The organism is Providencia rettgeri (assembly GCF_001874625.1).
In the GTDB taxonomy this organism is placed as follows: domain Bacteria; phylum Pseudomonadota; class Gammaproteobacteria; order Enterobacterales; family Enterobacteriaceae; genus Providencia; species Providencia huashanensis.
Genome location: NZ_CP017671.1, coordinates 2,209,908 through 2,234,972 on the forward strand (window position 1 = coordinate 2,209,908; position 25,065 = coordinate 2,234,972).

23 protein-coding genes and 1 pseudogene are annotated in these 25,065 nt (G+C 40.2%); 11 read left to right on the plus strand and 13 right to left on the minus strand.

Features of this window, described 5'->3' with window-relative positions; translation table 11 throughout:
- Positions 1–26 precede the first annotated feature (26 nt).
- From RB151_RS10190 to RB151_RS10200, 3 genes are all read right to left on the minus strand, one after another.
- Positions 27–749: an IclR family transcriptional regulator gene (locus tag RB151_RS10190; RefSeq protein ID WP_042843951.1), complete on the minus strand. Its 723-nt coding sequence runs from the start codon at positions 747–749 to the stop codon at positions 27–29.
- Positions 750–1,017: 268 nt separating this feature from the next.
- Positions 1,018–1,446, minus strand: coding sequence for a DMT family transporter (locus RB151_RS10195; RefSeq protein WP_042843950.1), 429 nt, complete (start codon positions 1,444–1,446; stop codon positions 1,018–1,020).
- 4 nt (positions 1,447–1,450) lie between these two features.
- Positions 1,451–1,927, minus strand: a complete 477-nt coding sequence (locus RB151_RS10200; RefSeq protein ID WP_048607076.1) for a DMT family transporter — start codon at positions 1,925–1,927, stop codon at positions 1,451–1,453.
- Positions 1,928–2,039: 112 nt separating this feature from the next.
- Here RB151_RS10200 and RB151_RS10205 point away from each other — a divergent pair, with 112 nt between their 5' ends.
- Both RB151_RS10205 and RB151_RS10210 read left to right on the plus strand, forming a co-directional pair.
- Entirely contained in the window at positions 2,040–2,957 is a 918-nt protein-coding gene (locus tag RB151_RS10205; protein WP_048607078.1) for a LysR family transcriptional regulator, read from the plus strand.
- A gap of 53 nt (positions 2,958–3,010) precedes the next feature.
- Positions 3,011–3,988: a Gfo/Idh/MocA family protein gene (locus RB151_RS10210; protein WP_042843946.1), complete on the plus strand. Its 978-nt coding sequence runs from the start codon at positions 3,011–3,013 to the stop codon at positions 3,986–3,988.
- A 65-nt stretch (positions 3,989–4,053) separates the two neighbouring features.
- On the opposite strand, the gene RB151_RS10215 is transcribed toward RB151_RS10210, so the two are convergent.
- The gene (locus RB151_RS10215; RefSeq protein WP_048607080.1) at positions 4,054–5,703 is read right to left on the minus strand and encodes an alpha-keto acid decarboxylase family protein; all 1,650 of its coding nucleotides are present in this window, start codon (positions 5,701–5,703) and stop codon (positions 4,054–4,056) included.
- A 124-nt stretch (positions 5,704–5,827) separates the two neighbouring features.
- On the opposite strand from RB151_RS10215, the gene RB151_RS10220 reads away from it, so the two are divergent.
- On the plus strand, positions 5,828–6,721 hold the full coding sequence (locus RB151_RS10220) for a LysR family transcriptional regulator (RefSeq protein WP_071548037.1): 894 nt from the start codon (positions 5,828–5,830) through the stop codon (positions 6,719–6,721).
- A 191-nt stretch (positions 6,722–6,912) separates the two neighbouring features.
- On the opposite strand, the gene ychF is transcribed toward RB151_RS10220, so the two are convergent.
- Positions 6,913–8,004 carry a redox-regulated ATPase YchF gene (gene ychF / locus RB151_RS10225; protein ID WP_042843943.1) on the minus strand — a complete coding sequence of 364 codons (1,092 nt, stop codon included), beginning with the start codon at positions 8,002–8,004 and terminating at the stop codon, positions 6,913–6,915.
- Positions 8,005–8,106: 102 nt separating this feature from the next.
- Complete coding sequence (gene pth / locus RB151_RS10230) at positions 8,107–8,697, minus strand: aminoacyl-tRNA hydrolase (protein WP_042843942.1); 591 nt, start codon at positions 8,695–8,697, stop codon at positions 8,107–8,109.
- A gap of 300 nt (positions 8,698–8,997) precedes the next feature.
- Here pth and ychH point away from each other — a divergent pair, with 300 nt between their 5' ends.
- Positions 8,998–9,270: a stress-induced protein YchH gene (gene ychH / locus RB151_RS10235; protein WP_034783625.1), complete on the plus strand. Its 273-nt coding sequence runs from the start codon at positions 8,998–9,000 to the stop codon at positions 9,268–9,270.
- A 274-nt stretch (positions 9,271–9,544) separates the two neighbouring features.
- Here the strand turns inward: ychH and prs are convergent, their stop codons facing one another.
- The 3 genes from prs to lolB are packed head-to-tail and all read right to left on the minus strand — an operon-like array spanning position 9,545 to position 12,050.
- On the minus strand, positions 9,545–10,492 hold the full coding sequence (gene prs, locus RB151_RS10240) for a ribose-phosphate diphosphokinase (protein ID WP_042843941.1): 948 nt from the start codon (positions 10,490–10,492) through the stop codon (positions 9,545–9,547).
- A 56-nt stretch (positions 10,493–10,548) separates the two neighbouring features.
- Positions 10,549–11,424: a 4-(cytidine 5'-diphospho)-2-C-methyl-D-erythritol kinase gene (ispE, locus tag RB151_RS10245; RefSeq protein WP_071548038.1), complete on the minus strand. Its 876-nt coding sequence runs from the start codon at positions 11,422–11,424 to the stop codon at positions 10,549–10,551.
- Positions 11,421–12,050, minus strand: coding sequence for a lipoprotein insertase outer membrane protein LolB (gene lolB / locus RB151_RS10250; protein WP_181469335.1), 630 nt, complete (start codon positions 12,048–12,050; stop codon positions 11,421–11,423). Before lolB ends, ispE begins: the two co-directional genes overlap by 4 nt.
- Positions 12,051–12,678: 628 nt before the next feature.
- Between lolB and hemA the strand changes: the two are divergent.
- From hemA to RB151_RS10285, 7 genes and pseudogenes are all read left to right on the plus strand, one after another.
- Positions 12,679–13,940 (plus strand): annotated as a pseudogene (gene hemA / locus RB151_RS10255) (glutamyl-tRNA reductase).
- A gap of 31 nt (positions 13,941–13,971) precedes the next feature.
- Positions 13,972–15,054, plus strand: a complete 1,083-nt coding sequence (prfA, locus tag RB151_RS10260; protein ID WP_042843937.1) for a peptide chain release factor 1 — start codon at positions 13,972–13,974, stop codon at positions 15,052–15,054.
- Positions 15,054–15,887: a peptide chain release factor N(5)-glutamine methyltransferase gene (gene prmC, locus RB151_RS10265; RefSeq protein ID WP_042843936.1), complete on the plus strand. Its 834-nt coding sequence runs from the start codon at positions 15,054–15,056 to the stop codon at positions 15,885–15,887. Before prfA ends, prmC begins: the two co-directional genes overlap by 1 nt.
- Before the next feature lie 23 nt (positions 15,888–15,910).
- Positions 15,911–16,720: an invasion regulator SirB1 gene (gene sirB1 / locus RB151_RS10270; protein ID WP_042844351.1), complete on the plus strand. Its 810-nt coding sequence runs from the start codon at positions 15,911–15,913 to the stop codon at positions 16,718–16,720.
- Between the two features lie 45 nt (positions 16,721–16,765).
- The gene (kdsA, locus tag RB151_RS10275) at positions 16,766–17,620 is read left to right on the plus strand and encodes a 3-deoxy-8-phosphooctulonate synthase (protein ID WP_042843935.1); all 855 of its coding nucleotides are present in this window, start codon (positions 16,766–16,768) and stop codon (positions 17,618–17,620) included.
- A gap of 12 nt (positions 17,621–17,632) precedes the next feature.
- Positions 17,633–18,535 (plus strand): TIGR01212 family radical SAM protein, encoded by a 903-nt coding sequence (locus RB151_RS10280; protein ID WP_048607109.1) that lies wholly within the window; start codon positions 17,633–17,635, stop codon positions 18,533–18,535.
- A 22-nt stretch (positions 18,536–18,557) separates the two neighbouring features.
- Positions 18,558–19,292, plus strand: coding sequence for a tetratricopeptide repeat protein (locus tag RB151_RS10285; RefSeq protein ID WP_042843933.1), 735 nt, complete (start codon positions 18,558–18,560; stop codon positions 19,290–19,292).
- 64 nt (positions 19,293–19,356) lie between these two features.
- Here RB151_RS10285 and dauA read toward each other — a convergent pair whose 3' ends face one another.
- From dauA to RB151_RS10305, 4 genes are all read right to left on the minus strand, one after another.
- Entirely contained in the window at positions 19,357–21,072 is a 1,716-nt protein-coding gene (dauA, locus tag RB151_RS10290) for a C4-dicarboxylic acid transporter DauA (RefSeq protein WP_042843932.1), read from the minus strand.
- Positions 21,073–21,346: 274 nt separating this feature from the next.
- The gene (locus RB151_RS10295) at positions 21,347–21,748 is read right to left on the minus strand and encodes a hypothetical protein (protein WP_071548039.1); all 402 of its coding nucleotides are present in this window, start codon (positions 21,746–21,748) and stop codon (positions 21,347–21,349) included.
- Positions 21,748–23,085: a phosphatase PAP2/dual specificity phosphatase family protein gene (locus RB151_RS10300; protein WP_071548040.1), complete on the minus strand. Its 1,338-nt coding sequence runs from the start codon at positions 23,083–23,085 to the stop codon at positions 21,748–21,750. The genes RB151_RS10295 and RB151_RS10300 overlap by 1 nt, the downstream gene beginning before the upstream one ends.
- Before the next feature lie 203 nt (positions 23,086–23,288).
- A complete protein-coding gene (locus RB151_RS10305; RefSeq protein WP_071548041.1) occupies positions 23,289–25,055 on the minus strand; it encodes a bifunctional alpha/beta hydrolase/class I SAM-dependent methyltransferase in 1,767 nt (588 codons plus the stop codon).
- Positions 25,056–25,065: the final 10 nt, after the last annotated feature.

The following is a 25,065-nucleotide window of genomic DNA, read 5'->3' on the forward strand; positions in this document are numbered from 1 at the left end:
GGGTGTTATCTCTTTTATTGTATTAATTATAAGTGGTAACCGAGTTGCCTCGAAATACGTTGAGTCGCTTGGAGTAATTGCTCCGTCATATTGTGTTCTTTTTCATCAGAAAAGCGGCTAAGAGGAAGGCTGATACTGAGTGCTGCAATGCATTCGCCCTGTTGAGAAAAAATAGGGGCGGCAATAGCACCTATTCCCGCCGTTAATTCCCCGCGTGTAATGGCGAAACCCCGTGCCCGTATTTCGTCAAGGGATTTGGTCAGGGAGGCATTTTTTTCAACAAAGGGCGCCTGCACAGTGGTAGGAGCATAGGCGAGTAATACTCTTCCTGAGGCACCTGAACCGAGTGGGCGGCGGTTACCAGCTTCACTGCGAACTTGTAGTGACTGCCCTGAAGCTTTATGAAGAACTTGCAAAATTTCATGGTGATCACGTATACGCAGTTGAATGTTTTCATCAAAAAGTTGGCGTAGATGTTCAGCTTCAATATCAGCTACTTGGATATAGTTGATTTGCTGGCGAGCACAATTTCCTAAGCTTAATAATTGATGACCCAAATGATAGGTAACAGGGTTATCATTTTTTTGTACAAAATCACGATGCTCCAATGTGCATAATAGCCTGTATACTTTAGATTTATTCATTCCAGATAAGCGAGCTAGCTCACTTAATCCAAGGTTATTTTTCTCACCTAATAACATCATCAGTAATAAAGCATCATCAACAGCCGTCACAATATTGTCTTTCATGATTGCCTCACTTGGTTTGTACAGTAAACCACTGGTTTATATAATAAAATTAGCATGGGGAATAACTAAAAATGATTCAAGAGAGTTGTTAATAAATTGTGAGGTGGATTAGGTTTTTGAAAATGAATTTAGTGTGTTAGAAAGCGTATTTAATAATTGATTTTTTATATAAAACAATTGGTTAATTTCTATTTGGCAAATAAAGAAAGCGGATGGCTGTTCAAGTAAAAAACAAAATAAACAGAGATAAAAAACCTTAAAAAGTAATTTAATTGGTTCGCCTGATAAAATGAATGGATACACCACCAATAATTAATACAACGCCTATTAATTGTAAGTATACATTTTGACTATGTGCGCCATTTACAAGGTCAATCACTAAGCTTGAAATCATTTGGCCGCAAATAGCCAGTATTGAGGTGAGCATGACACCAAGCAATGGTAGAACATAGCTATTAATGATAACAAAAAACGCACCAATGATACCGCCAATGAATGCAACTAACGGGATCTCATTGAAATTAAACAGGTATGTTTTAAAAATGAGCACCATGATAGTGAGAAACAAAAAACCAACAAAGTGGTTGATTAGTGAACTGTAGAACGCATTATGTTGTTGAGCTAATTTGCCATTTAATGTGCGGCTAATGACAATACAAATACCATTTAGTAATGCGATAAAAATATATATACTCATTTTATTATTTTCCTATAATTAACAAGCTGCAGCCTGTTATTAATAATGTACACATCAGAAAGTCACTAACTGTAATTTTACGTTTTATCACACCAAACCAGCCCATAGCGTCTACTAACAAACCGAATATAATTTGGCCGGTGATCATTAAAATAATGCTTCCCGCAAGTGATAGTGGGCTATTAACGGTTATTGATGCCAATAAAACGGTAAAGCCCCCAGGAATACCACCTAAATACCAAATCATTTTCCCTTTTTTTATGACTTGTGGCTGAACTTGTTGTTTTCTTACTTGTTGTTTCCTTTTTTGTAAGTAAAAAAAATAAATAACGAGTGAAAATAATGTTCCGATGCCATGAGTAAGCCATGATGCTGTCAATGGTGTTGTAAAGCGGGCTAGGTAACTATTTGCCATGATCATCATTGACAGTAAAACCCCAGAGGCTAAGGCAAGAAAAGATAGAATATATTTATTTTTCATAATGATATGTCTTATCGCGTAAACATTGTATTTCTGTAGCGATAAGGTATGCTGTTTTTTCTTTGGTATCAAGAAAACACACTGTTTCCTTTTGATTGACAATGGGGTATCTATGGATATGAATGCATTTCCAGTTTTGATTGCAGTGGCTGATAGTTTAAGTCTGACTAAAGCGGCAAATTCATTAAATATGACTAAATCGGCGGTAAGTAAAACAATTCAAATCGTCGAAGACAAACTGGGAATAAAACTTTTCCATCGTACTACTCGAACGGTAAGTTTGACGGAAGCGGGGGCTGTATATATTCGTTATATTCGACAATCTTATCAATTCGCGGTTATGGCAGATGATATTGCCGCTAAATTTAGTGATAAAATAACAGGAACTCTGAGGGTTTCAGCTCCAATGTCTTTTGGCACTTTACACTTAGCTAAAGTTCTCCCCCAGTTTATGCAAAGATACCCTGAGCTTAATGTTGAGTTATCTTTTAATGATAAAGTAGTAGATTTAATTAGTGAGGGATATGACCTAGCTATTCGTATTGGTGCGTTGCCTGATTCGTCCTTAATTGCGCGTAAATTATCCCCTTGCCATAGTCGGCTGTATGCATCGAAATCTTATCTGGCGAAATATGGTTCTCCCCAAAAAGTCGCCGATCTTAAAGGGTATAATTGTTTGTGCTATTCATTTTACCAAGCAGGGCAAGAGTGGGTATTTTACCAAAAAGGGAAAAAATATAGCCATATACCAAAAGGGTCTTTTCGTGCCAATAATAGTCAGGCACTAATCCAAGCCGTATTAGCGGATATAGGTATCGCATTGTTACCTTATTTCATTACGGCTATAGGTGACAGTAACCATCAATTAGTTCCTTTATTGGGGAATTATCAATTACCTGAGCACAATATCTATGCGGTATATCCTGCAAAAGAATACTTACCACGAAAAGTCTCAGCATTTACCGAGTTTTTAATTGAACAGTTTGGAACGGGGAGTCAGTATCAAAAATTAATCGAAGGGATTTCTTAATTGTGATGCTCTGTGGCAGAATAAAATTTACTCTTCTTATATAGGTAACGTAGATGAAAATAGCGCTGATTGGTTCAGGTAAAATAATCATGATGGCTCTTGATGCGCTAACGCAGGTGCAAGGGGTAGAATTGGCCGCATTATGTGTTAGGGCTGAAAGTATTGAAAAGGGGGAGTCAATCTGTCAACAATTTGATATAGCTAGCTTGTATACGGATTACGAAAAACTCTTACAACAGCCGGATATTGATGTTGTATATATTGGGCTTCCAAATCATCTGCATTACAAATATACCTATGATGCGTTGATGGCAAATAAGCATGTTATTTGTGAGAAACCTTTCACGCCAGATTGGGAACAGTTGCAGGAGTTAATTTCTTTATCACGTCAAAAAGGTTTATATCTATTCGAAGCTATTACATCAATACACACACCTGAATTTCATTTTATTAAGCAATATATTGATAAAATAGGCGAAATAAAAATAATTCAAGGTAATTATTCACAATATTCAAGCCGATATAATGATTATTTACAAGGCCATATTCATGCTGCATTTGACCCCAAACAAGCAGGTGGAGCACTGTATGATATCAACCTTTATAATATTTATCTGTTATCCGCATTATTGGGGGCTCCAGAGAAAAGCCAATATATTTGCAACAAAGGGTATAATGGGATTGATACTTCAGGTGTATTAACGGCCTATTTTTCTACTGCGGTAGCTACTTGTGTTGGCGCTAAAGATTCAGCAAGTCCAGGTTATTTTATTATTCAAGGGACGAAAGGCTATATTCGTGTTATTGGCGCACCGAGTCTTTGTGAATCAGTTGAGGTGTGTATTGATGGGGACATCACAACGGTTTCTCGGGATAGGGCAATTAATCATATGGTTTACGAATTTGCGTTCTTTCGTGATCAGATTGCCTCCAATAAATTAACGACTTGCCAAGAACTGCTAGAATTGGCATTAACCGTCTCGAAGATACTGAGTCAATCAAAACATGATGTAGGCTTAGTATTTGAGTAACCTACTTTTAGGTTGCTTTTTATACCTCGGTGTATGAAAACACCGAGGGTACTGAACACTCTGGTTTAAAACGAATATAATGAAGCAATAGAATCACCGAGTTTTTGTGCGAGTTCAGATGCGGCATACCTATCCATAACGATCTCTATATAAGCAGCATTGTCTGATAACTCTGCTGCTTTTATTGCGGCATCTAGCTCGTTACAATCAGTGACTCTCTGGCAATACCAATTTGTACACCCCAGTGCTGCGGGTAATTGTGCATAATTCCATTGAGCTATATCATTGTAATAAGCTTCAGGGTTTTTACAGAGTAAGCGCTCAATTAGGTAACCATCATTATTGAGTACAAAAATAATGGGTTTTAAACCAAAACGGGCAAACTGACTAATTTCTTGTACTGTCAATTGGTGTGAACCTTCCCCTGTGACTAGAATAACACGTCGCTGTGGTGCAGCGATGGCCGCGCCAAAGGCAGCGGGGGTCGCCCAGCCAATCGAACCCCATAGAGTCTGGTTATAGACCTGAGCATTTTCAGGTAATAAGGCGAAACCTAAGCCCATGGAAGCGGTGCCTGTTTCCGTAATAATAATATCATCCTTTTTAAACATTTTTTCTAGGCGTGGATAGAGGTAGGCGGCGGTAATTTTCCCTTGTTGATTTTGAATTGGTTCTCCGAGCCCTTGTGCTGTGATGCCTCGATGGTTTAATGATGGGGCTAGCCTTTTCAGTTCGCTAAGCACGTCTTTCATATAAACTTGTGGATAAACGGCAGAGCCTATTTTGACATGGTCTGCTAGAATATTAATCCAGTTTTCCACTTTAACAGTTGCGGTAAAACTCCCTGAATTAAAATCAGTTAATACAGCCCCTATACCTAAAATACAGTCACAATTTTCAACAAATTCAGCGACAGAATGGTTCATTAATTGGCCATTATAAATCCCCATATAGCTCGGATTAGACTCACTTAAAATAGCTTTATCCATAAACATGGTTGCGTAAGGAAGCCCTGTTTTATTGATAATAGTTTGAACATCGTCAGCTAAGCCGAGTCGAGCCGTTAAAATACCGGGAATAACGCAGGCTTGTGAGCTTGAATTGAGTTTTTCTATGATAGCGGTTACTGCAGCTGATAGTGACTCATCATTACTTTTATGTATAGTGATTGTTTCAGTGTTTTCATCTGCGATGACAGGCATGACTGCGTAGTCAGAGGGAAAACCTAGGTAAACAGGGCGCCGCTCATGTAAGGCTGTCGTGATTAAACGTTCGGTTTCTGCTATGCAGTTTTCAGGTGTTAAAATGGCATGAGCACAGCTTAAATGTTGGCTCATTTGATAAAAAACATCAAAATCACCATTACCAAGAGAATGGTGAACTAAGCGATGTTTTTTCTGCACGCCGCTTGCTGGCATCCCTACAAGGTGGAAAATAGCAAGGTTTTCAGCATAAGAACCGGCAATACCATTTAATGCGCTCAGTTCGCCCACACCAAAGGTTGTAGACAGTGCGGCGGCACCCTTTGTCCGCGCATAGCCGTCTGCTGCATATGAGGCGTTTAATTCGTTACAATTGCCTATCCAACGCATATTTTTACTTTCACAAACTGCATCTTCAATTGGGAAGGCGTAGTCACCAGCAACACCAAAAATGTCACAAATTCCAATTTCGTTTAAGCGGCTCAGAACATGTTCAATGACTGTCTTACTCATTATATTGCTCCTAGTAATTATATTAGACAAATCTTCTGCTTTATATTATTTCTAGTGCATAATTCTCTTATTTGGAAATCACATATAATCATCGTAGCTATAACTAAAAGTAATAGGTGAAGAAATGGACGTACGCGCAATACGATATTTTGTAGAGGTTGTACAACTTAATGGGTTCAGCCGAGCGGCGAAAAGCTTATTTATTACACAACCGGCAATCAGTCGAAGTATTCAAAAGTTGGAGCAGGAGCTTGGTTATATTTTATTAGTGAGGGCACCTGATGGGGTTAAGCTGACCGATGAAGGCGAAATTCTGTACCGTTACGGGGTGCAATTACTTGAACTTTTTAACAATATGAAAAAATCACTGAAAGAGAGGTCAGGACCATTAGCAGGTATCTTACATGTGGGTTTACCCCCAGTTATTGCTTCTACATATTTTGCTGACATAATCATGAAATTTAGCCAGAGTTACCCTGATATTGAGTTGAAAATTCATGAGTTAGGCACACGTAAAATGATGGATGCACTATTAAATGGAGAAGTGGAAACTGCCGCCGTTATGCTGCCATTTGACAATGAGGACTATGATTTACATATTTTTGCTACTGACCGCTTGGTGCTCTTAGTGAATGAACAGCATGCATTGTTTGAGAAAGAAACGGTCAAGTTTAGTGAATTAGTGAATGAGCCTTTCATTTTCTTTTCAGATGATTTTTTAATTAATGAATTAGTTATTAGTGCATGTGGTATTTATGGGAAGCAACCAATAATTGCAGGACGTAGTCACTACCTAGATTTGGTTACTGCAATGGTTAAAGCTGGGGTTGGGGTGACATTGCTTCCTGATAGCATGTGGAATAAAAGCAATTCGAAAGGGTTATCTGCCATTTCGGTGATTGAGCCTGTATTGTCTTATGACTTAGCCTTAGCAACATTAAAAAGCAGTCACCAAAACCGCCGTGTAAAACTATGGCATGATTTGGCGGTAGAGATGCTTAAAGACCAAAGTCACTAGATTCCTGGTGTTTATTACTAAAAAATACGATGCAGGACGAAGCAAGTAGGGGCGGGTTTAAATGCATTGAGGCATTTGGTTTTATAGAAATATTGATGTTCAAGTGAAATAAAAAGTGTAAAGCCCATAGGTTTTATGCGCTTTACACTATTAGATAATAAAATGCATTAGTGTGAGACTAAAGTGGTAGTTTACACATTAAACAGGAAGTTAAGTACATCGCCGTCTTTAACGATATAATCTTTACCTTCAGCGCGCATTTTACCTGCTTCTTTAGCACCTTGTTCGCCGCGATATTGAATAAAATCATCAAAAGCGATAGTTTGTGCGCGGATAAAGCCTTTTTCGAAGTCAGTATGAATTTTACCTGCTGCTTGTGGGGCTGTTGCTCCGACAGGAATAGTCCATGCACGTACTTCTTTGACACCCGCCGTGAAATAAGTTTGCAAGTTTAACAATTCATATCCTGCGCGAATAACGCGGTTAAGACCGGGTTCTTCGATGCCTAAATCTGCCATAAACTCATCACGTTCTTCATCTTCCAGTTCGGCAATATCAGACTCAATCGCCGCACAAACTGGAACAACGACAGAACCTTCCGCTTCAGCAATTTTATAAACGACATCTAAGAAAGGGTTATTCTCAAAGCCATCTTCATTGACGTTAGCAATGTACATGGTTGGTTTTAATGTTAAAAAGCTTAAATAACGGATTGCGGCTTTATCTTCCGCTGATAAGTCTAAAGTGCGTAACATGCCGGCTTGCTCAAGATGTGGCAAGCATTTTTCTAAAGCTTCTAATTCTGCTTTTGCGTCTTTATCGCCACCTTTAGCCCGTTTTTGTACACGGTGAATAGCACGCTCGCAGGTATCGAGATCGGCTAATGCTAGCTCTGTATTAATGACTTCAATATCTTCTGCTGGGTTAACTTGACCTGCAACGTGAATAATATTGTCATTTTCAAAACAACGGACGACATGACCGATAGCTTCAGTTTCACGAATATTAGTTAAAAACTGGTTACCTAGGCCTTCACCTTTGGATGCACCTTTCACTAAGCCCGCAATATCCACAAATTCCATAGTGGTTGGTAAAATACGTTGTGGCTTTACAATCTCAGCTAATTGCTCAAGACGTGGGTCTGGCATTGGTACAACACCCGTATTGGGTTCAATTGTACAGAAAGGAAAGTTGGCTGCTTCGATGCCGGCTTTGGTCAATGCATTGAATAGGGTGGATTTACCCACGTTAGGTAGACCAACGATACCGCATTTAAAACCCATATGTTTCTCACCTTAATAGCAAGGGGCAGACGTATGCTGCACCTAATGTTTAGAAATTGGCGCTGATTATACACAAAAAGTTGATTTTGATGAAATGAACTCTTATGCGGAGGCTTTAAAGCTATGGAGCCTATTTATTGCTTTATCCATTCCATCTGTAAGTAGAATATCAGTGCATCTTGTTGCTTCATCAATAGCGTCATCAATGAGCTTTTGTTCAGAAAGCGGGGGCTTACCGAGCACAAAGCCAACAACTTTGTTTTTATCACCGGGGTGCCCAATACCAATACGTAAACGGTAAAAGTTAGGGTTATTGGCAAATTTACTTTGAATATCCTTTAAACCGTTATGGCCGCCATTACTGCCGCCTAATTTCATTTTCGCTACGCCGGGTGGCAAGTCGAGTTCATCATGGGCGACTAAAATTTCATCAAGGTTAATACGATAAAAATTAGCGATGGCCGCAACGGATTTACCGCTAAGATTCATAAATGTGGTTGGAACTAATAAGCGAATATCATTGCCAGCCATGTTTATACGTGCGGTATAACCGAAAAACTTAGCTTCTTCTTTTAACGGTTGATTATGGCGCTCGGCCAGTAAATCGACATACCATGCCCCTGCGTTGTGACGTGTTTGTGCATATTCCGCACCTGGATTTGCAAGTCCAACAATTAATTTAATTTTGCTCACGGCGACTATTTCACTGTCAGTTTATGGAAGTAATACGCTAGTTTACCTTGAGAAATGGGAGATGTACAAAATTGTCATGGGTAAAATTACCCTAAGTATAGTTACGCTATAAATTATTCGGATTTTCTATTTTTTTGATAAAGAGCATTTTTTGTGTAGAAATCCTAGCTAACTTCCTTCCATGTGATGCTCATCGCAAAAAATTTTACTTAATGCACTATAATCATTACATAAATATAAAGTATTACCGAATTTTTTTACACATGCTTGCTTATCAGTTTACTGGTACTGGAGGTATATATGAAACGGAAAAGCGCTCATCTTCTTGGTAATGTTCTTATGGGAATAGGGATGGTTTTAATGATAGGGAGCATAGGCATCAACTTATTCTCTCATATTGTTAATCTCAATCTTTCTGAGCTTGTTACTAATGGTTCCCTGTTTGGTATTTTCATCGGTGCTATTGTTTGGCTCACGGGTGCGAGAGTCGGTGGCCGAGAAAAAGTTGCAGACCGTTATTGGTTGTTAAAACGCCATTATCATTCACGTAGGGATAATCACCGTTATCCATAAATAGTGACTAGTTTATAGGGCGTGCTGATGTTATTAACGGCTAGGTGAGAGTGGAAGTCAGGTGAGTTTCACTCTTGCAAGTGTAATGTCACAAAAACTTTTTGTTTTTTGAGTAAGTTGGTTATTTTTATGGCTTAAGGCGTCATAGAAATAGGTATCTATAGTTTATTTTCTTTCTAAAATCATAAAGCCCCTACAGTTATTTCTGTAGGGGCTTGTATTTTTGTGGTGACATTTAATCGTTGTCAGAACGCTAAAAACCAGCTAACGGGAATTAGTGCTCAAACATCGCTGAAATTGATTCTTCGTTGCTAATACGACGAATTGCTTCAGCCAACATACCTGAAAGTGTTAAAGTACGAACATTGCTCAGCGCTTTAATTTCAGGTGAAAGAGGGATAGTGTCACAAACAATGACTTCATCAATGACTGAATTTTTGATGTTGTCTACAGCATTACCTGAGAAAATTGGGTGAGTAGCGTATGCGAACACACGTTTTGCACCACGTTCTTTCAGTGCTTCAGCTGCTTTACACAGAGTTCCACCGGTATCAATCATATCGTCAACTAAGATGCAGTCACGACCTGAAACATCACCAATGATATGCATAACTTGAGAAACGTTTGCACGAGGACGACGTTTGTCAATAATTGCCATATCAGTGTCATTCAGGAGTTTTGCGATAGCCCTAGCACGTACCACGCCGCCGATGTCTGGGGATACAACGATTGGGTTTTCCAAATCTTTCTGTAGCATATCTTCCAGAAGGATAGGACTACCAAATACGTTATCAACAGGAACATCAAAGAAGCCCTGGATCTGCTCTGCGTGTAAATCGACAGTGAGAACACGGTCTACACCTACACTTGACAGAAAATCGGCAACAACTTTAGCGGTGATTGGTACACGGGCAGAACGTACGCGACGATCCTGTCTTGCATAACCGAAGTAAGGGATAACAGCGGTAATACGACCAGCAGAAGCACGGCGTAGGGCATCGACCATAACAACCAGTTCCATCAGGTTATCATTGGTTGGTGCACAAGTTGACTGGATGATAAAAATATCACCACCGCGAACATTTTCATTAATTTGAACACTGACTTCGCCGTCGCTAAAACGACCAACAGCCGCGTCTCCAAGATTAGTGTAAAGGCGGTTAGCAACACGTTGTGCTAGTTCCGGTGTAGCGTTACCAGCAAAAAGCTTCATATCGGGCACGAGAAAAACCTCAGGCTTGCGTCCAGAGAGATATTGTTGACCAATAGCGACAGTGCTTATTGGTGCAATACACGGGTTATCCCAGCGCGGAATTTGTGCAGAGGGGAAACATTAACTCCTTGAGCTACGAACCCTTGCACCCACGATGGGGCTTGATTTAACACCTGTAGGGCATCCGCTTGTGTTTCAAATTCAGAAAAAACACATGCGCCTGTTCCTGTCAGGCGAGACGGAGCATATTCTAACAGCCAAGAAACAAGCTGTTCAACCTCACGAAAACGTTTTCTTGCAATTGGTTCGCAGTCATTAGCGTACGGAGCCAGTAATAATGCGGCTAGGGAGCGTTTTGGAGAATTTCGATTTAATTGCGGATCTGTGAAGATCATCGGGGTTGATATTTCAATTCCGGGGTGGGCGACTAAATACCATTTCTCTTTGGGGGAAGCTTTGGTTAAAATTTCACCTATACCTTCAGCGAAAGCAGCATGACCACGAACAAATACAGGGACATCTGCACCCAATGTTGCCCCAAGTTCAGCCAGAGTTTCATCAGTAACTTGAGTCCCCCAGTGCTCATTAAGTGCAATTAAGGTGGTAGCAGCGTTAGATGAGCCGCCACCAATACCACCGCCCATTGGTAATATTTTATGGATAGAAAAGTCTGCGCCTAACGGGCCAGAATACTGTAATACTTGTCGACAGTATGTTTGTAGCAGTTTTGCAGCACGTAAAATTAAATTTTTATCGGCAGGGACGCCCGCCATTTCTGTCAATAAATTTAGCTGGTCATCTTGACGAGTTGTGACGGTGATTTCATCGCCGTAATCCACAAATTGAAATAAAGTTTGCAACTCATGGTAGCCATCAGAGCGCTGGCCAGTAATATATAAAAAAAGATTCAATTTTGCAGGAGAGGGCCATGTTAATGTCATTTTTTCAGTGTCCAGCTATCCATTTTCAATTTAATTAATCTATCACCTTGGCGTAGTTCAAGGTAATTTGGCAGCATCGGGGATGTTTTGCTGTCATAAGAGATATAATTAAGTTGCCATTTTTCACCATTATTTTCAAAAGTGACACTTTTTAAGAGGTGGTTTTCATCTAAGGTAAAATCTGTGGCACGGCCTGGAGAGCCGGTCAGCCAAGCTGTTAAGTCATCGATGGGGATTTCCATCCCAGTCAACTGATAAATTAACTCGTTAGGGACATCGCTCATATGTGTTTGCCCGTCTTTGGTCGTTAAACGTGCTAAATCAGGTTCAACAGTTAGCTCAAGTTCACGACTCCCCAATGGGTTAGTGAGTAAAAGACGGTACTTTTCAGGGGTATATTGTTGCCAGAAAAACTTAGCGTAAGTTTTGGTTTCGCCACCATTATAAGCGAATGACCCGCGTGTTTGGTAATCACGTAATTGGCTTAATTCTTGTTGATGGGCTTTCCACTGGCTATCTGTAGCAGAGCTAGTCCCTTTAGTGGTGTTTTGTGACGTTGTCACGCAAGCAGTAAGGAGCAGGCAAGACAGCGGGAGCATGCGTAGCAAACGGACATTGGGACGAATAAAGGGTAACATTTGGGTTAATTGCATATCAAATCTCAAAGTTGTATTCGGTGCCGATAGCAGCATCCATTGAGTTACTGGCATTGAGCTAGTTTAGCGGTTTTGTGTTGTCGGAGTCACTTAATGGTCTAGATGATAAATAGGATAGCGAGCTAATATCAATAGAACATTCCCCATTACATGCAGATAACATAGTGTAATAATAAGAAAAATAGTGCGCTAAAATTGCTAACCAATCAATCAGATTCCTATTATTTAATTTACTATGTAGGAAAAGTAACGGCAAACAGCCCGCGTTTGCTTTCTGTGCGAAATAATTGCATTCTTTATGCATCTTATTGTAGTTAATAATGATGTGGCTGATAATTGGTAACGATATATTAATAAATTATAAAACCGATATCTGCTTTAACCTGTAAAAACAGCCATTGAAAGCCATTTTTTTGGTTTATTTTTTGGTGTTGGTCATCTTTCTGAGGGTTAGCGCTTTGCAAACCGTAGAAAGAGGGGCGCGGATCATTTACAATAGAAAAATATAAATAACAGTACTGCCAATGGTTAACTTAATTGATAGGCGCTACTGAAAATAATTAGCAATGTAAGCAATGTGAGTAAGTCGTAAAGCACAATGACCTTATTAGCCTTAGGCATCAACCATAAAACAGCACCTGTTGCCCTGCGTGAGCGGGTAACGTTTGGTCCTGAAAAATAGACTACGCACTTGAGGACCTACTTAAGCAGCCCCAAGTGAGTGGTGGCGTTGTGCTGTCTACCTGTAATAGAACAGAGCTATACCTGAGCCTTGAATCGCAAGATCGGGCTCAAGAACAGCTAGTGAAATGGTTGTGTGATTTTCACGGTATTACCCCAAAAGATTTACAACCCAGTTTGTATTGGCATCAAGATGATAGAGCAGTTAGTCACCTAATGCGTGTAGCAAGTGGTTTGGATTCCTTGGTACTAGGGGAACCACAAATCCTAGGGCAAGTGAAAAAAGCGTTTGCACTTTCACAAGGCAACCATTCGTTATCAAGTGAGCTGGAGCGTCTTTTTCAAAAATCTTTTTCGGTTGCTAAGCGTGTACGTACAGAAACCGAAATTGGGGCGAATGCCGTTTCAGTCGCATTTGCAGCTTGTACACTTGCTCGGCAAATTTTTGAATCACTCAAGCACTTAAATATTTTGTTAGTCGGCGCAGGTGAAACTATCGAGCTTGTTGCTCGCCATTTACGTGAACATGGTGTGCAAAAAATGATGATAGCGAACCGGACTCGTGAACGGGCAGAACTATTAGCCAATGAAGTGAATGCTCAGGTGATTTCGTTATCAGATATTGATAACCGCTTAGCGGAAGCAGATATTGTCATTAGTTCTACAGCAAGCCCACTACCTATTATCGGTAAAGGGATGGTTGAACGCGCAATGAAAGTGCGCCGCAGTAAACCAATGTTGTTGATAGACATTGCAGTTCCCCGTGATATAGAACAAGATGTTGAAAAATTAAGGGATGTGTATCTCTATACTGTGGATGATCTTGAATCTATCATTGCACAGAACCTTGCTCAGAGAAAAGCAGCCGCCGTTGAAGCTGAATTTATTGTTGAGCAAGAAAGTAGTCACTTTATGGATTGGTTACGCTCACAAGCGGCAGTGTCTACAATTCGCGATTATAGAGCACAAGCTGAGGTCATTCGGGCTAATATGGCTGAAAAAGCGTTAATGGCAATTCGCCAAGGCGCAGACCCTGAGCAAGTGATCACGCAATTATCGCAACAATTAACCAATCGTCTTATTCACGCCCCAACCAAATCCTTGCAACAAGCAGCAGGAAATGGTGATATTGAGCGTCTAAATCTACTTAGGGACAGCTTAGGGCTGGACCATCAATAACCACTTTTTAATCATAGGTCTGATATAACGAATGAAGCCTTCTATTGTCGCAAAACTAGAAGCATTACAAGAACGCTACGAAGAAATTGAAGCGCACCTTGCCGATGCGGGTGTGATTGCCGATCAAGACCGTTTTCGTGCTTTATCTAAAGAATATTCTCAATTATCTGATGTGGCTAAATGCTTCACCGCATGGCGTACAGTACAGGATGATATTGAAACAGCAGAATTACTGCTGGATGATCCTGAAATGAAAGAGATGGCTCAAGAAGAGCTAAAAGAAGCGAAAGCGCGCAATGAAGAGCTAGAACAGCAGTTACAATTATTGTTACTTCCAAAAGATCCTGATGATGAATATAACTGTTTTGTTGAAATCCGTGCTGGAGCTGGGGGCGATGAAGCCGCTATTTTCGCAGGTGACTTATTCCGTATGTATAGTCGTTATGCAGAAAATAATCGTTGGCGAGTGGAATTAATGAGCACCAGTGATGGTGAGCATGGTGGTTTTAAAGAAGTCATTGCCAAAATTTCAGGGGACAGCGTATACGGGCGTTTGAAGTTCGAATCAGGAGGTCACCGAGTTCAGCGTGTCCCTGAAACTGAATCACAAGGCCGTATTCACACATCAGCGTGTACCGTCGCTATTTTGCCAGAACTCCCTGAAGCGGAATTGCCTGAAATCAGCCCAGCAGACCTGCGTATCGATACATTCCGTTCATCGGGAGCGGGTGGTCAGCACGTAAACACAACTGACTCAGCGATTCGTATTACGCACATCCCAACAGGGATCGTGGTTGAATGCCAAGATGAGCGTTCTCAGCATAAAAATAAAGCGAAAGCAATGTCTGTGCTAGGTGCTCGTATTCGCCAAGCTGAAATGGATAAACGCCATGCAGCAGAGGCTTCTGAGCGCCGAAATCTATTAGGAACAGGTGACCGTTCTGACCGCATTCGCACATATAACTTCCCTCAAGGGCGTGTGACAGATCACCGCATCAACCTAACTTTGTATCGTTTAGATGAAGTAATGGAAGGGAAATTAGATTCGTTAATCCAACCAATTATTAACGAATACCAAGCAGACCAACTTTCAGCGTTGTCTGAGCAGGAATAATGCAGTACACAGAATGGCTAAAGCAGGCAGCTAACCGGCTGTCTGCAAGTGACAGTGCAAAGCGTGACGCAGAGATTTTGCTGGAACATGTGACAGGCCGTAGTCGTACCTATCTATTTGCTTTTGGTGAAACAACATTAAAAGCAGAAGAGTTTCAACATGCAGAATCACTTTTGCAACGAAGAGAAAAAGGTGAGCCGATTGCCTATATCGTTGGCGAACGTGAGTTCTGGTCACTTCCGCTGTATGTTTCTCCCGCCACATTAATCCCTAGGCCTGATACAGAATGTATCGTCGAGCAGGCTTTATCTCGTTTAACAGAACAATCCAGCCAATTATTGGATTTAGGTACTGGAACTGGGGCAATTGCACTAGCTTTGGCATCTGAGATGCCTAAAAGCAAGGTTATCGGTGTAGATTTTAACCCTGATGCGGTTAAACTTGCTCAACGAAATCAACAGCGATTAAATATTTCAAATGTGCAATTTATACAAAGTGATTGGTTCGCTTCACTATCTCTTCAACAATTTGATATGATTATTAGTAATCCGCCTTACATTGACGAAAATGATAATCACCTAAGTGAAGGGGATGTGCGTTTTGAACCTTTAACGGCTTTAGTCGCTGAAAATGAAGGGTTAGCCGATTTAGCACATATTATTCAAGAGTCTAAAAAATATATTAAGAATCAAGGGTGGTTACTACTTGAACACGGTTGGACACAAGGTCCCGCGGTGCGTGGTTTATTTAAAGAACATGGGTACACCAAAATTGAGACATGCCTTGATTATGGTGGACGAGAAAGAATTTCACTTGGTCAATGGAATGGTTAAGTGGGCACAGCAGTGGAAATGTAATGAAAACCATAGCGAATATAGAATTTAACCAACTCCCCTTAAGTGAAGGGATCATGGCCGTTTCACAATGTATCCGCCATGATTTTCCACTAATGAAAGTGCAAGCTCAGTTAGATAGTTTAGTTTCAGCGGCACAAACAGCTATTGATTTACAAGCTGATAATGAGTCAAAAATTGAACAACTTATTACTTTGTTCTATCGGGATTGGTCATTTGGCCCGGCAGAAGGGATTTATTCACTGTCTGATATGTTGTGGCTTGATAAAGTATTATCTTCCAAGCAAGGGACGCCCGTATCCCTCGGTTCGCTTTTTTTATATATTGCAGAGCGTTTAGGTATAGAGATAGCGCCAGCGATTTTCCCGACACAATTATTGTTCATTGCAGAAAAAAATGATGGTTCACAGTGGGTTATTAACCCTGTAAATGGCGATTCATTATCATTGCATACTCTTAATATGTGGTTAAAGGGCACCGTTGACCCTTTTTCTGAGTTTTTTTATGACCAACTTGAGACCGCAGAAAATAGTGTTGTTATTCGTAAAATCTTTGACACATTAAAAGCAGCGCTAATGGAAGAGAAAAAGATGGAGTTAGCGCTTAAAGTTTGCGAAACGCTACTGACACTCGACCCAGAAGACCCTTATGAAATTCGTGATCGTGGGCTAATACTTGCACATTTAGATTGCAACCATGTGGCATTAAGTGATCTCAATTACTTTATTGAACATTGCCCAGAAGACCCCGTATCTGAAATGATTAAAATACAAATTTACTCATTGGATAACCATCCAGTCATATTACATTAATTAACGTACAGACAGATAGCCTGTCTAAATATTAAAGGTAAGAGTATGCAACAGAAAGTAGTCAATATTGGTGATATCAATGTCGCGAACGACTTGCCGTTTGTGTTATTTGGCGGAATGAATGTGCTTGAATCTCGTGATATGGCGATGAAAGTGTGTGAGCATTATGTCACTGTGACGCAAAAACTGGGGGTCCCTTACGTATTTAAAGCCTCATTTGACAAGGCTAATCGTTCATCAATACATTCATATCGTGGACCAGGTCTTGAAGAAGGGATGAAAATCTTCCAAGAACTGAAACAAACCTTTGGCGTTAAAATCATTACGGATGTCCATGAACCGGCACAGGCTGCACCTGTAGCTGAAGTGGTCGATGTTATCCAATTACCTGCTTTTTTGGCTCGTCAGACCGACCTTGTCGCTGCTATGGCAAAAACGGATGCAGTCATTAATATTAAGAAACCACAATTTATTAGCCCAGGGCAAATGGGTAATATCGTTGAGAAATTTATTGAAGGCGGTAACGATAAAATTATTCTTTGCGATCGTGGTGCAAACTTTGGTTATGATAACTTAGTCGTTGATATGCTAGGTTTTAACGTGATGGTTCAATCTTCTAAAGGTTGCCCTGTCATTTTCGATGTGACGCATGCCTTACAGTGTCGTGACCCATTTGGAGCGGCATCGGGTGGTCGTCGTGGGCAAGTTGCAGAGTTAGCTAGAGCGGGTATGGCGGTGGGGATCGCCGGGTTATTCCTTGAAGCGCATCCAGACCCAGACAATGCACGTTGTGATGGCCCATCAGCACTGCCTTTAGATAAATTAGAACCATTCCTGAAGCAAATGAAAGCAATTGATGAAGTTGTTAAAAGCTTCCCTGAGTTAGATACAAGTCGCTAAATCAGACGTGACATGCAACTAACTGAAGTTGTTTCCATGTTCGGCGCTGATTTACAGCGTCGATATGGTGAAAAAATTTATAAAATCACGTTACATGGTGGTTTTAGTTGCCCAAACCGTGATGGTACTCTCGGCCGAGGCGGTTGTACGTTTTGTAATGTCGCTTCCTTTTCAGATGAAAGCCAATCTTCGCAAACAATTAGCGAGCAAATTAATCATCAAGTCTCCCGCATTTCTCGAGCAAAGCGCTATCTTGCTTATTTTCAAGCTTATACAAGTACTTATGCAGAAGTGAGCCTACTCAAGAAGTTATATGAAGAGGCATTACAGCAAGCGGATATTATTGGCCTGTGTGTTGGTACTCGTCCAGACTGCGTTCCCGACTCTGTATTATCTTTATTGAGCGAATATAAAGAACAAGGCTATGAAATTTGGCTCGAACTAGGACTACAAAGCGGCCATGATAAAACATTGCATCGCATTAACCGTGGTCATGGGTTTGCTGCTTATCAGCAGACTACACAAAAAGCCCGCCGATTAGGGCTAAAAGTCTGCACCCATTTAATTTGTGGTTTACCGGGTGAGAATATGCAAATGAACATGCAGACACTCGAAAAAGTACTCAATTGTGGTACTGATGGCATTAAACTTCATCCATTACATATCGTCGAAGGCAGTGTGATGGCTAAAGGCTGGAGAGCAGGGCGCTTAGCAACACTTTCTCTTGATGAATATACTCAAATTGCAGGGGAAATGATCCGTTATACACCACCTGAAATTGTTTATCACCGCATTAGTGCTAGCGCAAGGAAACCTACCTTATTGGCACCTTTGTGGTGTGAAAATCATTGGGTTGGAATGAATAATTTATATCAGTATTTTTTAAAAAATGGCGGGCAAGGTTCTGCACTTTAATTTATTTTAATGAGAGTATTTTATGTTACGGATAAATCACACCGCTATTATAGTATCCTCTGTTTTTTTTATTTCTTTTCATTCTGTTGCTCAACTAGATATTACACCCGAAGATAAGCAGGTTTTTACCCAGACACAGCAAAAAGCAATTAATAATGATGCATTAGCACAATATCAATTAGCCGAGATGTATTTTTCTGGTTTAGGTGTTTTACAAAACCTCAATAGTGCTCGCTTGTGGGCCAATGAAGCAGCTAAGAATGGTAATGCGGATGGATATGCATTATTGGCTGATATTAGCTTATTAAATGATAGTTATTTTAACGATGAGTTTATTGAAGCAAGGAAAAATGCAAAAAAAGCGGTTGAGTTGGGCAGTATTAGAGGGAAAATTAGCCTAGCAGAGTCTTTAATTAACCCAACTGCTGGTAAAACAGACTACGCACAGTCAGTGAATTTACTTAATGAAGTGGTTGCTCTTAATAATCCTGATTATTTTACTGCCCCAATTTGGTTAGGGGTTATCTATTTAGATGGTCAAGGTGTCCCTAAAGATGAAAAACAAGCGCAGCAATGGTTTGATAAGGCTGATGATATGACGTATCCCGGCTATGCGGAATGGATGGCTGCATTTAAATTTTCTGAAGATAATACAGGCACGGTAAGAATTGATCCGAAAAAAGCTAAAAAACTTAGGGAACTTGCTTGTGAGAAAGGTAAAAAAGCAGGAAACGAAATGTTTTGTTTAGAATATTAATGTGAAAACCGCCACGTGATTTAACGTGGCGGTTTCGAGAGTAAAGAATTAAATTGTTACAGGGTCACTTTTGGGTGGGCGCCTTACTCTGCTCTATTTCTTTAACTGCTTCCAATGCATTATCTATTGAGTTATGGAAACTCAATACACCTTCAATAGGTATAACTTTAGCGCGAGCTAATGTTTTTAATGGTTGGAACGGGATATCACAGACTAAAATATGTGTATCTTTTTGTACCGCTTCTATGAATTTCTCAAAGGCTTCTAAACCACCCGCATCAAGAACTGGTACAGCATCCCACTGCATGATAATGCTTTCATAGCCTTCACTTTTTACCCGTAGCTCATCGAAAATGCGTTCGGCTGCGGCAAAGAACAATGGGCCATTAATACGAACGACTAAGCGGCTTTTTTCTTCATCGGTTTCAGCAAGTTGTGTTGAGCGAGTCATGTTGGCGATACGACGCATAAACAGCAATGAAGCAAGAACGATACCAACGGTAATAGCAATAACCATATCAAATAGCACGGTTAAAGACATACAAAGAACTAATACAATAATGTCATCTTTTGGAGCGCGCTTAATTAGGTACATCACTTTACCAGCCGCACTCATGTTCCATGCAACGATTAATAGTAAAGCCGACATTGCTGCGAGTGGTAGGTAAGAAAGCATTGGAGCCAATACGAGCAAGGTGAGTATGACTAATATTGAGTGGATCACGGCAGATATTGGCGATGTCGCTCCAGCACGTACGTTAGCCGCAGAGCGTGCAATGGCTGCTGTTGCTGTGATACCACCAAAAAATGGCGCTGCAATATTCCCGATACCTTGGCCAATGAGTTCACTATTTGAATGGTGCTTTTTACCTGTCATATTGTCTAATACAACAGCACAAAGTAGGGACTCAATTGCACCTAAAATAGCCATAGAAAAGGCGGCTGGCATTAATGCGGTGATCATCCCCCAGCTAATTGGTGAGCTTCCTGGGAGTTCCCACGGTAAAATAAATTGTGGAAGAATAGGCGGAATACCATTACCTTCGGTGCCATCCGGAAGTAAATAGCTAAATTCAGAACCTATAGTCGCCACTTCTTGACCAAATAATGAAAGTACCCACATCACGATAGTACCAACAACCAGAGCGGGTAAATGCCCCGGAAAGGCTAATTTTAATTTTGGCCAAAAAATAAGAACTAATAAGGTTGATAAACCAATGAGTGTGTCACTGTATTGGAGCGTTGGAAATGTGTTCCCAATCGCAATTAGTTTATCAACATAGTTTTCAGGCACATGTTCCATTTGCAAGCCAAAGAAATCTTTTATTTGCATGGTTGCTATGGTAATTGCGATACCTGAGGTAAACCCTAAAGTAACGGAAACAGGGATATACTCAATAAATTTACCAAAACGAGCAAAGCCCATGGCAAGGAGTATGATACCTGACATCAGTGTTGCCACGAGTAGCCCACTTAGCCCAAACTGTTGCGATACTGGGTATAAAATTACAACAAAAGCAGCCGTTGGCCCTGAAACGCTGTAGCGCGACCCACCAGTTATGGCAATAATAACCCCAGCAATTGCTGCAGTATATAACCCATACTGCGGTGGAACGCCACTTGCAATCGCTAATGCCATAGCTAAAGGGATTGCGATAATCCCAACGGTAATCCCCGCGATTAAGTCTTTAACTAAGCGGGCAACGGTATATTTTTCTTTCCAACAAGAATCTATCAGCGCACTAAAAGGACGCAAACTATTAATTTTTTTTGTACTCATTATACCCTACCAAATAACAGGGTGAAAAATAAACGAAAATGTATCTATAATGATACGCTTAGCAACCTGAAAAAAACTGTTATGTATCAATGAATCTGCAATTATCATAACGTTTTCAGTGGTGAAAGTAAAAAAAGCCATTATATTATAATGTTAAATAGCCAGTTTTATTTTATTCGGCTATTTAATTTTGCCGGTTTAAATTATATTTAATTAGTGTTTTTTAGTGGGGATTAATAGTAAATAATATATTAATCACCACTAATTAATTTACTTATAATGTAGCTACAGTAATTAATAACCATAACCAAAGTAATAGTACTGACAGTAATGCCCGGGTAAATAGCTGTTTGGTGCCGTACCAGCGTTGCTCCATACTTCTGTCTTTGGTTTTCCTGGGAAATAAAAAAGTTAAAGTATTATCAAAGGCTTTGGTGTTTTCTTGGTGATAGATAATTTTAAAGAAATGGTTATCTAACCAAAGTCGATAAATATAATAATGACTAATAATAAATATAATTATGGCAATAAATAAATAGTATTTATTATAATTTAAACAGAGGAATAGGCTAAACTGACAAATAAAGGATAAAATGGAGCCCGTTGCTAAATAGCGCCAGCTATTAGTGAAAGCAATAATTATATCGCCATGATTTTTATCCATCAAAGTATTCATTATGCCACTCTATTTAAATGATATTGTGTATACCAATAGTTTAGTTGTTCTTTCGTTGCCGCATTCAAAATAACTTGTGGCCGTGCTTGTTCAACTAACGCGATTGCTTCTTCTATGTTTGTTGCATCACCATGGTGGACTAACCATGCAACAGCAACCGTAGCACTACGTGAATAGCCTAGCTTACAGTGAATGTAAACAGTACCAAATTTTGCTAGCTGGTCCATGCTATGTACTGATTTTTCGATATCTTCTGCGCTTAGTGGTAACAAATCAATTTGTGGTTGGCTACAGTAAGCTTGCCCTTCGCTATAAGTATTGCGAGGCCATTCGCAAGTCATATCTAAAACGGCTTGTGTTTGCAAAGGATAAAGCGGGCGCCCTCCCAAAACAATATACGCATTGATAATACTCGGTTGTGCACAATGTTTAGCAAAGTAATGATAGGTTCCCCAAGCAATGAGCCGATAAGGCAGTAAGAGGATAGCGGCTGAAAGGGAAATTTTGCCGTCGGGGGTTTTTTGGAAGACACTAGCGCCGGCTCCCAAATAGCCTACAGTGATAAAAAATAATGCTATTGCAGGCCAGAGTAATAACCATGCTGTACCTTGAATAAAAAAAGCTAAAGCAAAACAAAATATTGACCCTAAGCCATAATTTTTACTCATTTTGAAGCTACGAGGAGAACCCGTGTAATGCCATTGCCAGCGGGTATGCATAGGTAACAAATAACTAATTATGATGCCAACAGCAAAGCCAGTTATTACATCAATAAAATGGTGCTGCCAAGTAGTGAGAACTGAAATTAAAATTAATACAGACCAACTATGGAGCAACCAACGCCATTTGTTAGGTGTATGAGCACGAAATCGTAACCATAAGATCCATAATAAAATAATATGCAATGATGGGGCTTGGTTAAAGGGTAGGTCAAATAACTCTAAGCTATCAAACATCCAGCCAAAAAGGCCATCTGTCGTTGGGCGAGAGAAACTAAACTTAAGGGGAAATAATAAAAAACCAATACAAGCGACAACCGAAGCCATAGCGAGTCGTAACCCGTGTATCGTTTGTTCCTTACGAGTTGTGCAAATAAATAGCGATAGCCCATATAGAAGGTCGATGCTCCAATAGGGAATGATCGTCCAAGGGATAAAAGGGATCTCTGGCTCCCAAGAAAAAACAACGGAAGGGACATGGTTTAATGTTGCGGTATAAGCATTAACTTGGCCATAAGTTAGAAAGAAAAAAGGGGCTAAGAACGCGAGCCATAACAAGCCATATAATATAATTTGACGTCGTGATGGTGCTTGTTTAGGAATAGAAATTACAGTCATAGTCCTTTGCTATCTTCCTTAAAGTACGGATAGGTTAATGATAAACAATAGCCATATAAATAGGTATATATGTTGTATAAGGTCGTTTCAAATCAGCTTTCATGACATAACAGCGTTGATGTTAACCAATAATGACGGCCGCTAAAGGTAAGTGATTGATGGCGAAATTAATCATACTATCAATCACTTACTATGAAAGTAAATTAGCGGCGTCTAGCTATAGATACACTGAATATACCCCAGTTATCGATAGATTGGTTTAATTTTTCAAAACCTGCTTCTTCAACTAATGTATCCATTTCGCCTTGGCTTCGGCAACGCATTACCCATGCTTGGCCGCCTTGGTGGCTTGGTAGTACGCGCGCGATCATTTCGACTTGGGGGTGCCAAGGCTGGCAAGTATAAATAAGTAAACCGCCTGAAGGTATGGCACGAGAAAGCCCATTTAATGATTGCTTAATTAACTCATTACTGGGGAAAAGCTCATATAAACCACTGACTACACCTATCGTTGGTGATGGTGTTACCGCAGCTAAGGAGTCAGCATCAAATGCATTACCTTCTATAAACTGGATCTTATCCTCAAGGTAACGTTGCTTAATATGTAAACGGCCTTGTTCAACATTGACTGAGCTATAATCGCGTAACAAAACAGATTCGACTTTGCCATAATCATTAATAGCGTCAAAGATATAACGGCCTTGGCCAGCAGCAATATCCATGATCCGAACAGGTATGCCATTTTCGCTTAGCTCACGAATAGCTTGGCGTAAAATGTTTTCAATGTTTACTTTTCGTTGGCGTATTCCTTGCCAGCCAATGCTATTGAGATATTGTCTATCAATAATACGGCCAAATAAGCCTTTTCCTTGGGCTTTATCACGATATACATAATCCAATGTTGAACCAGAATCAAAGCCTTTGTCATAACCAATACGTATCCCTTCAGAGGCTTTTCCAAGCGTACTCATGGATTTGCTCATGGTTTTATACATAAGGTTTTTAGGGCACCATTTAGGGAGCGGGGTCATTAGAGTGCGGTATTTTTCTGCGCTAACACTCCAGGTGTCTTCATATTGGTAATTATGTTGATAAAGGGGAAAACTAAACAGTTTTTCGACAAAATCCCGAATTTTTTCAATAGGAATATGGCGCTCTTTTTCGCCTAACGTATCGTGATAAAAACCGGGTAACACATGTTTTTCTTTAATTGGTGTATTCAGTTTTTCAAAGAATTGGTGTTGAGGGCGATGGTGAACCACGTGATCACTACCTGAAATAAATAATTGGGTTGGTAATGTAATCGCACCTGCATCTGCGACGATTCTATCGGCCGTTTTGTACAGTTCGAGTAAAATATTAACAGCGATAGGGCGAGTGATTAAAGGGTCACGATTAAACGAATCAATTCTTTGTTGGTCATGGGTGAGAAATTTTGCCTTTACATACGAATTAACATAAAACAAACCACGAGCTTTTTGCATTAAAGCTAAGCCAGTACGTGCAAATGGGACATATAATTTAACTTTAAATGCGGGGGAAGCTAATACCATTGCGCGGATTTTGGGGGCGTAATCATGTACCCAAGAGGAGACGAGCACTGCGCCAACGCTTTGGCCGATAACAATGATATTTTCTAATGGTATCTGATACTGCCTAGATATATAGCGAATAAATTCATCTACATCACTAATAGATGTACTTAATGAGGGGCTATAACCTCTCGGGCCGTCATTTCGACCATGCCCACGAGCATCCCATGCGAACATTGCAAAGTCAGGTAAATTTAATTCATCAACTAAATGAGCCACTCTCCCTGAATGCTCGTGACCGCGATGGAATAAGACAATAGCTTTCTGAGTGGGGGTTTCAGTTGGCCAATAGCGATAAAAAATAGAGGCATGGTCGCTAGTTGTAAAGTGTGATTCGGTAACGGAGCGTTGCGTCAGATAATCTGTCTGAACGTTCATAATTATTCCT

Bases quoted from the DNA above. Each gene is read 5' to 3' on its own strand.
- RB151_RS10285 (WP_042843933.1), top strand. From the start codon at position 18,558: ATGTTACGGATAAATCACACCGCTATTATAGTATCCTCTGTTTTTTTT.
- RB151_RS10205 (WP_048607078.1), top strand. From the start codon at position 2,040: ATGGATATGAATGCATTTCCAGTTTTGATTGCAGTGGCTGATAGTTTA.
- RB151_RS10200 (WP_048607076.1), bottom strand. From the start codon at position 1,927: ATGAAAAATAAATATATTCTATCTTTTCTTGCCTTAGCCTCTGGGGTT.
- RB151_RS10220 (WP_071548037.1), top strand. From the start codon at position 5,828: ATGGACGTACGCGCAATACGATATTTTGTAGAGGTTGTACAACTTAAT.
- dauA (WP_042843932.1), bottom strand. From the start codon at position 21,072: ATGAGTACAAAAAAAATTAATAGTTTGCGTCCTTTTAGTGCGCTGATA.
- ychF (WP_042843943.1), bottom strand. From the start codon at position 8,004: ATGGGTTTTAAATGCGGTATCGTTGGTCTACCTAACGTGGGTAAATCC.
- RB151_RS10280 (WP_048607109.1), top strand. From the start codon at position 17,633: ATGCAACTAACTGAAGTTGTTTCCATGTTCGGCGCTGATTTACAGCGT.
- RB151_RS10300 (WP_071548040.1), bottom strand. From the start codon at position 23,085: ATGACTGTAATTTCTATTCCTAAACAAGCACCATCACGACGTCAAATT.
- RB151_RS10295 (WP_071548039.1), bottom strand. From the start codon at position 21,748: ATGAATACTTTGATGGATAAAAATCATGGCGATATAATTATTGCTTTC.
- RB151_RS10305 (WP_071548041.1), bottom strand. From the start codon at position 25,055: ATGAACGTTCAGACAGATTATCTGACGCAACGCTCCGTTACCGAATCA.
- RB151_RS10215 (WP_048607080.1), bottom strand. From the start codon at position 5,703: ATGAGTAAGACAGTCATTGAACATGTTCTGAGCCGCTTAAACGAAATT.
- ispE (WP_071548038.1), bottom strand. From the start codon at position 11,424: ATGACATTAACATGGCCCTCTCCTGCAAAATTGAATCTTTTTTTATAT.
- RB151_RS10195 (WP_042843950.1), bottom strand. From the start codon at position 1,446: ATGAGTATATATATTTTTATCGCATTACTAAATGGTATTTGTATTGTC.
- sirB1 (WP_042844351.1), top strand. From the start codon at position 15,911: ATGAAAACCATAGCGAATATAGAATTTAACCAACTCCCCTTAAGTGAA.
- prfA (WP_042843937.1), top strand. From the start codon at position 13,972: ATGAAGCCTTCTATTGTCGCAAAACTAGAAGCATTACAAGAACGCTAC.
- RB151_RS10190 (WP_042843951.1), bottom strand. From the start codon at position 749: ATGAAAGACAATATTGTGACGGCTGTTGATGATGCTTTATTACTGATG.
- kdsA (WP_042843935.1), top strand. From the start codon at position 16,766: ATGCAACAGAAAGTAGTCAATATTGGTGATATCAATGTCGCGAACGAC.
- prmC (WP_042843936.1), top strand. From the start codon at position 15,054: ATGCAGTACACAGAATGGCTAAAGCAGGCAGCTAACCGGCTGTCTGCA.
- RB151_RS10210 (WP_042843946.1), top strand. From the start codon at position 3,011: ATGAAAATAGCGCTGATTGGTTCAGGTAAAATAATCATGATGGCTCTT.
- ychH (WP_034783625.1), top strand. From the start codon at position 8,998: ATGAAACGGAAAAGCGCTCATCTTCTTGGTAATGTTCTTATGGGAATA.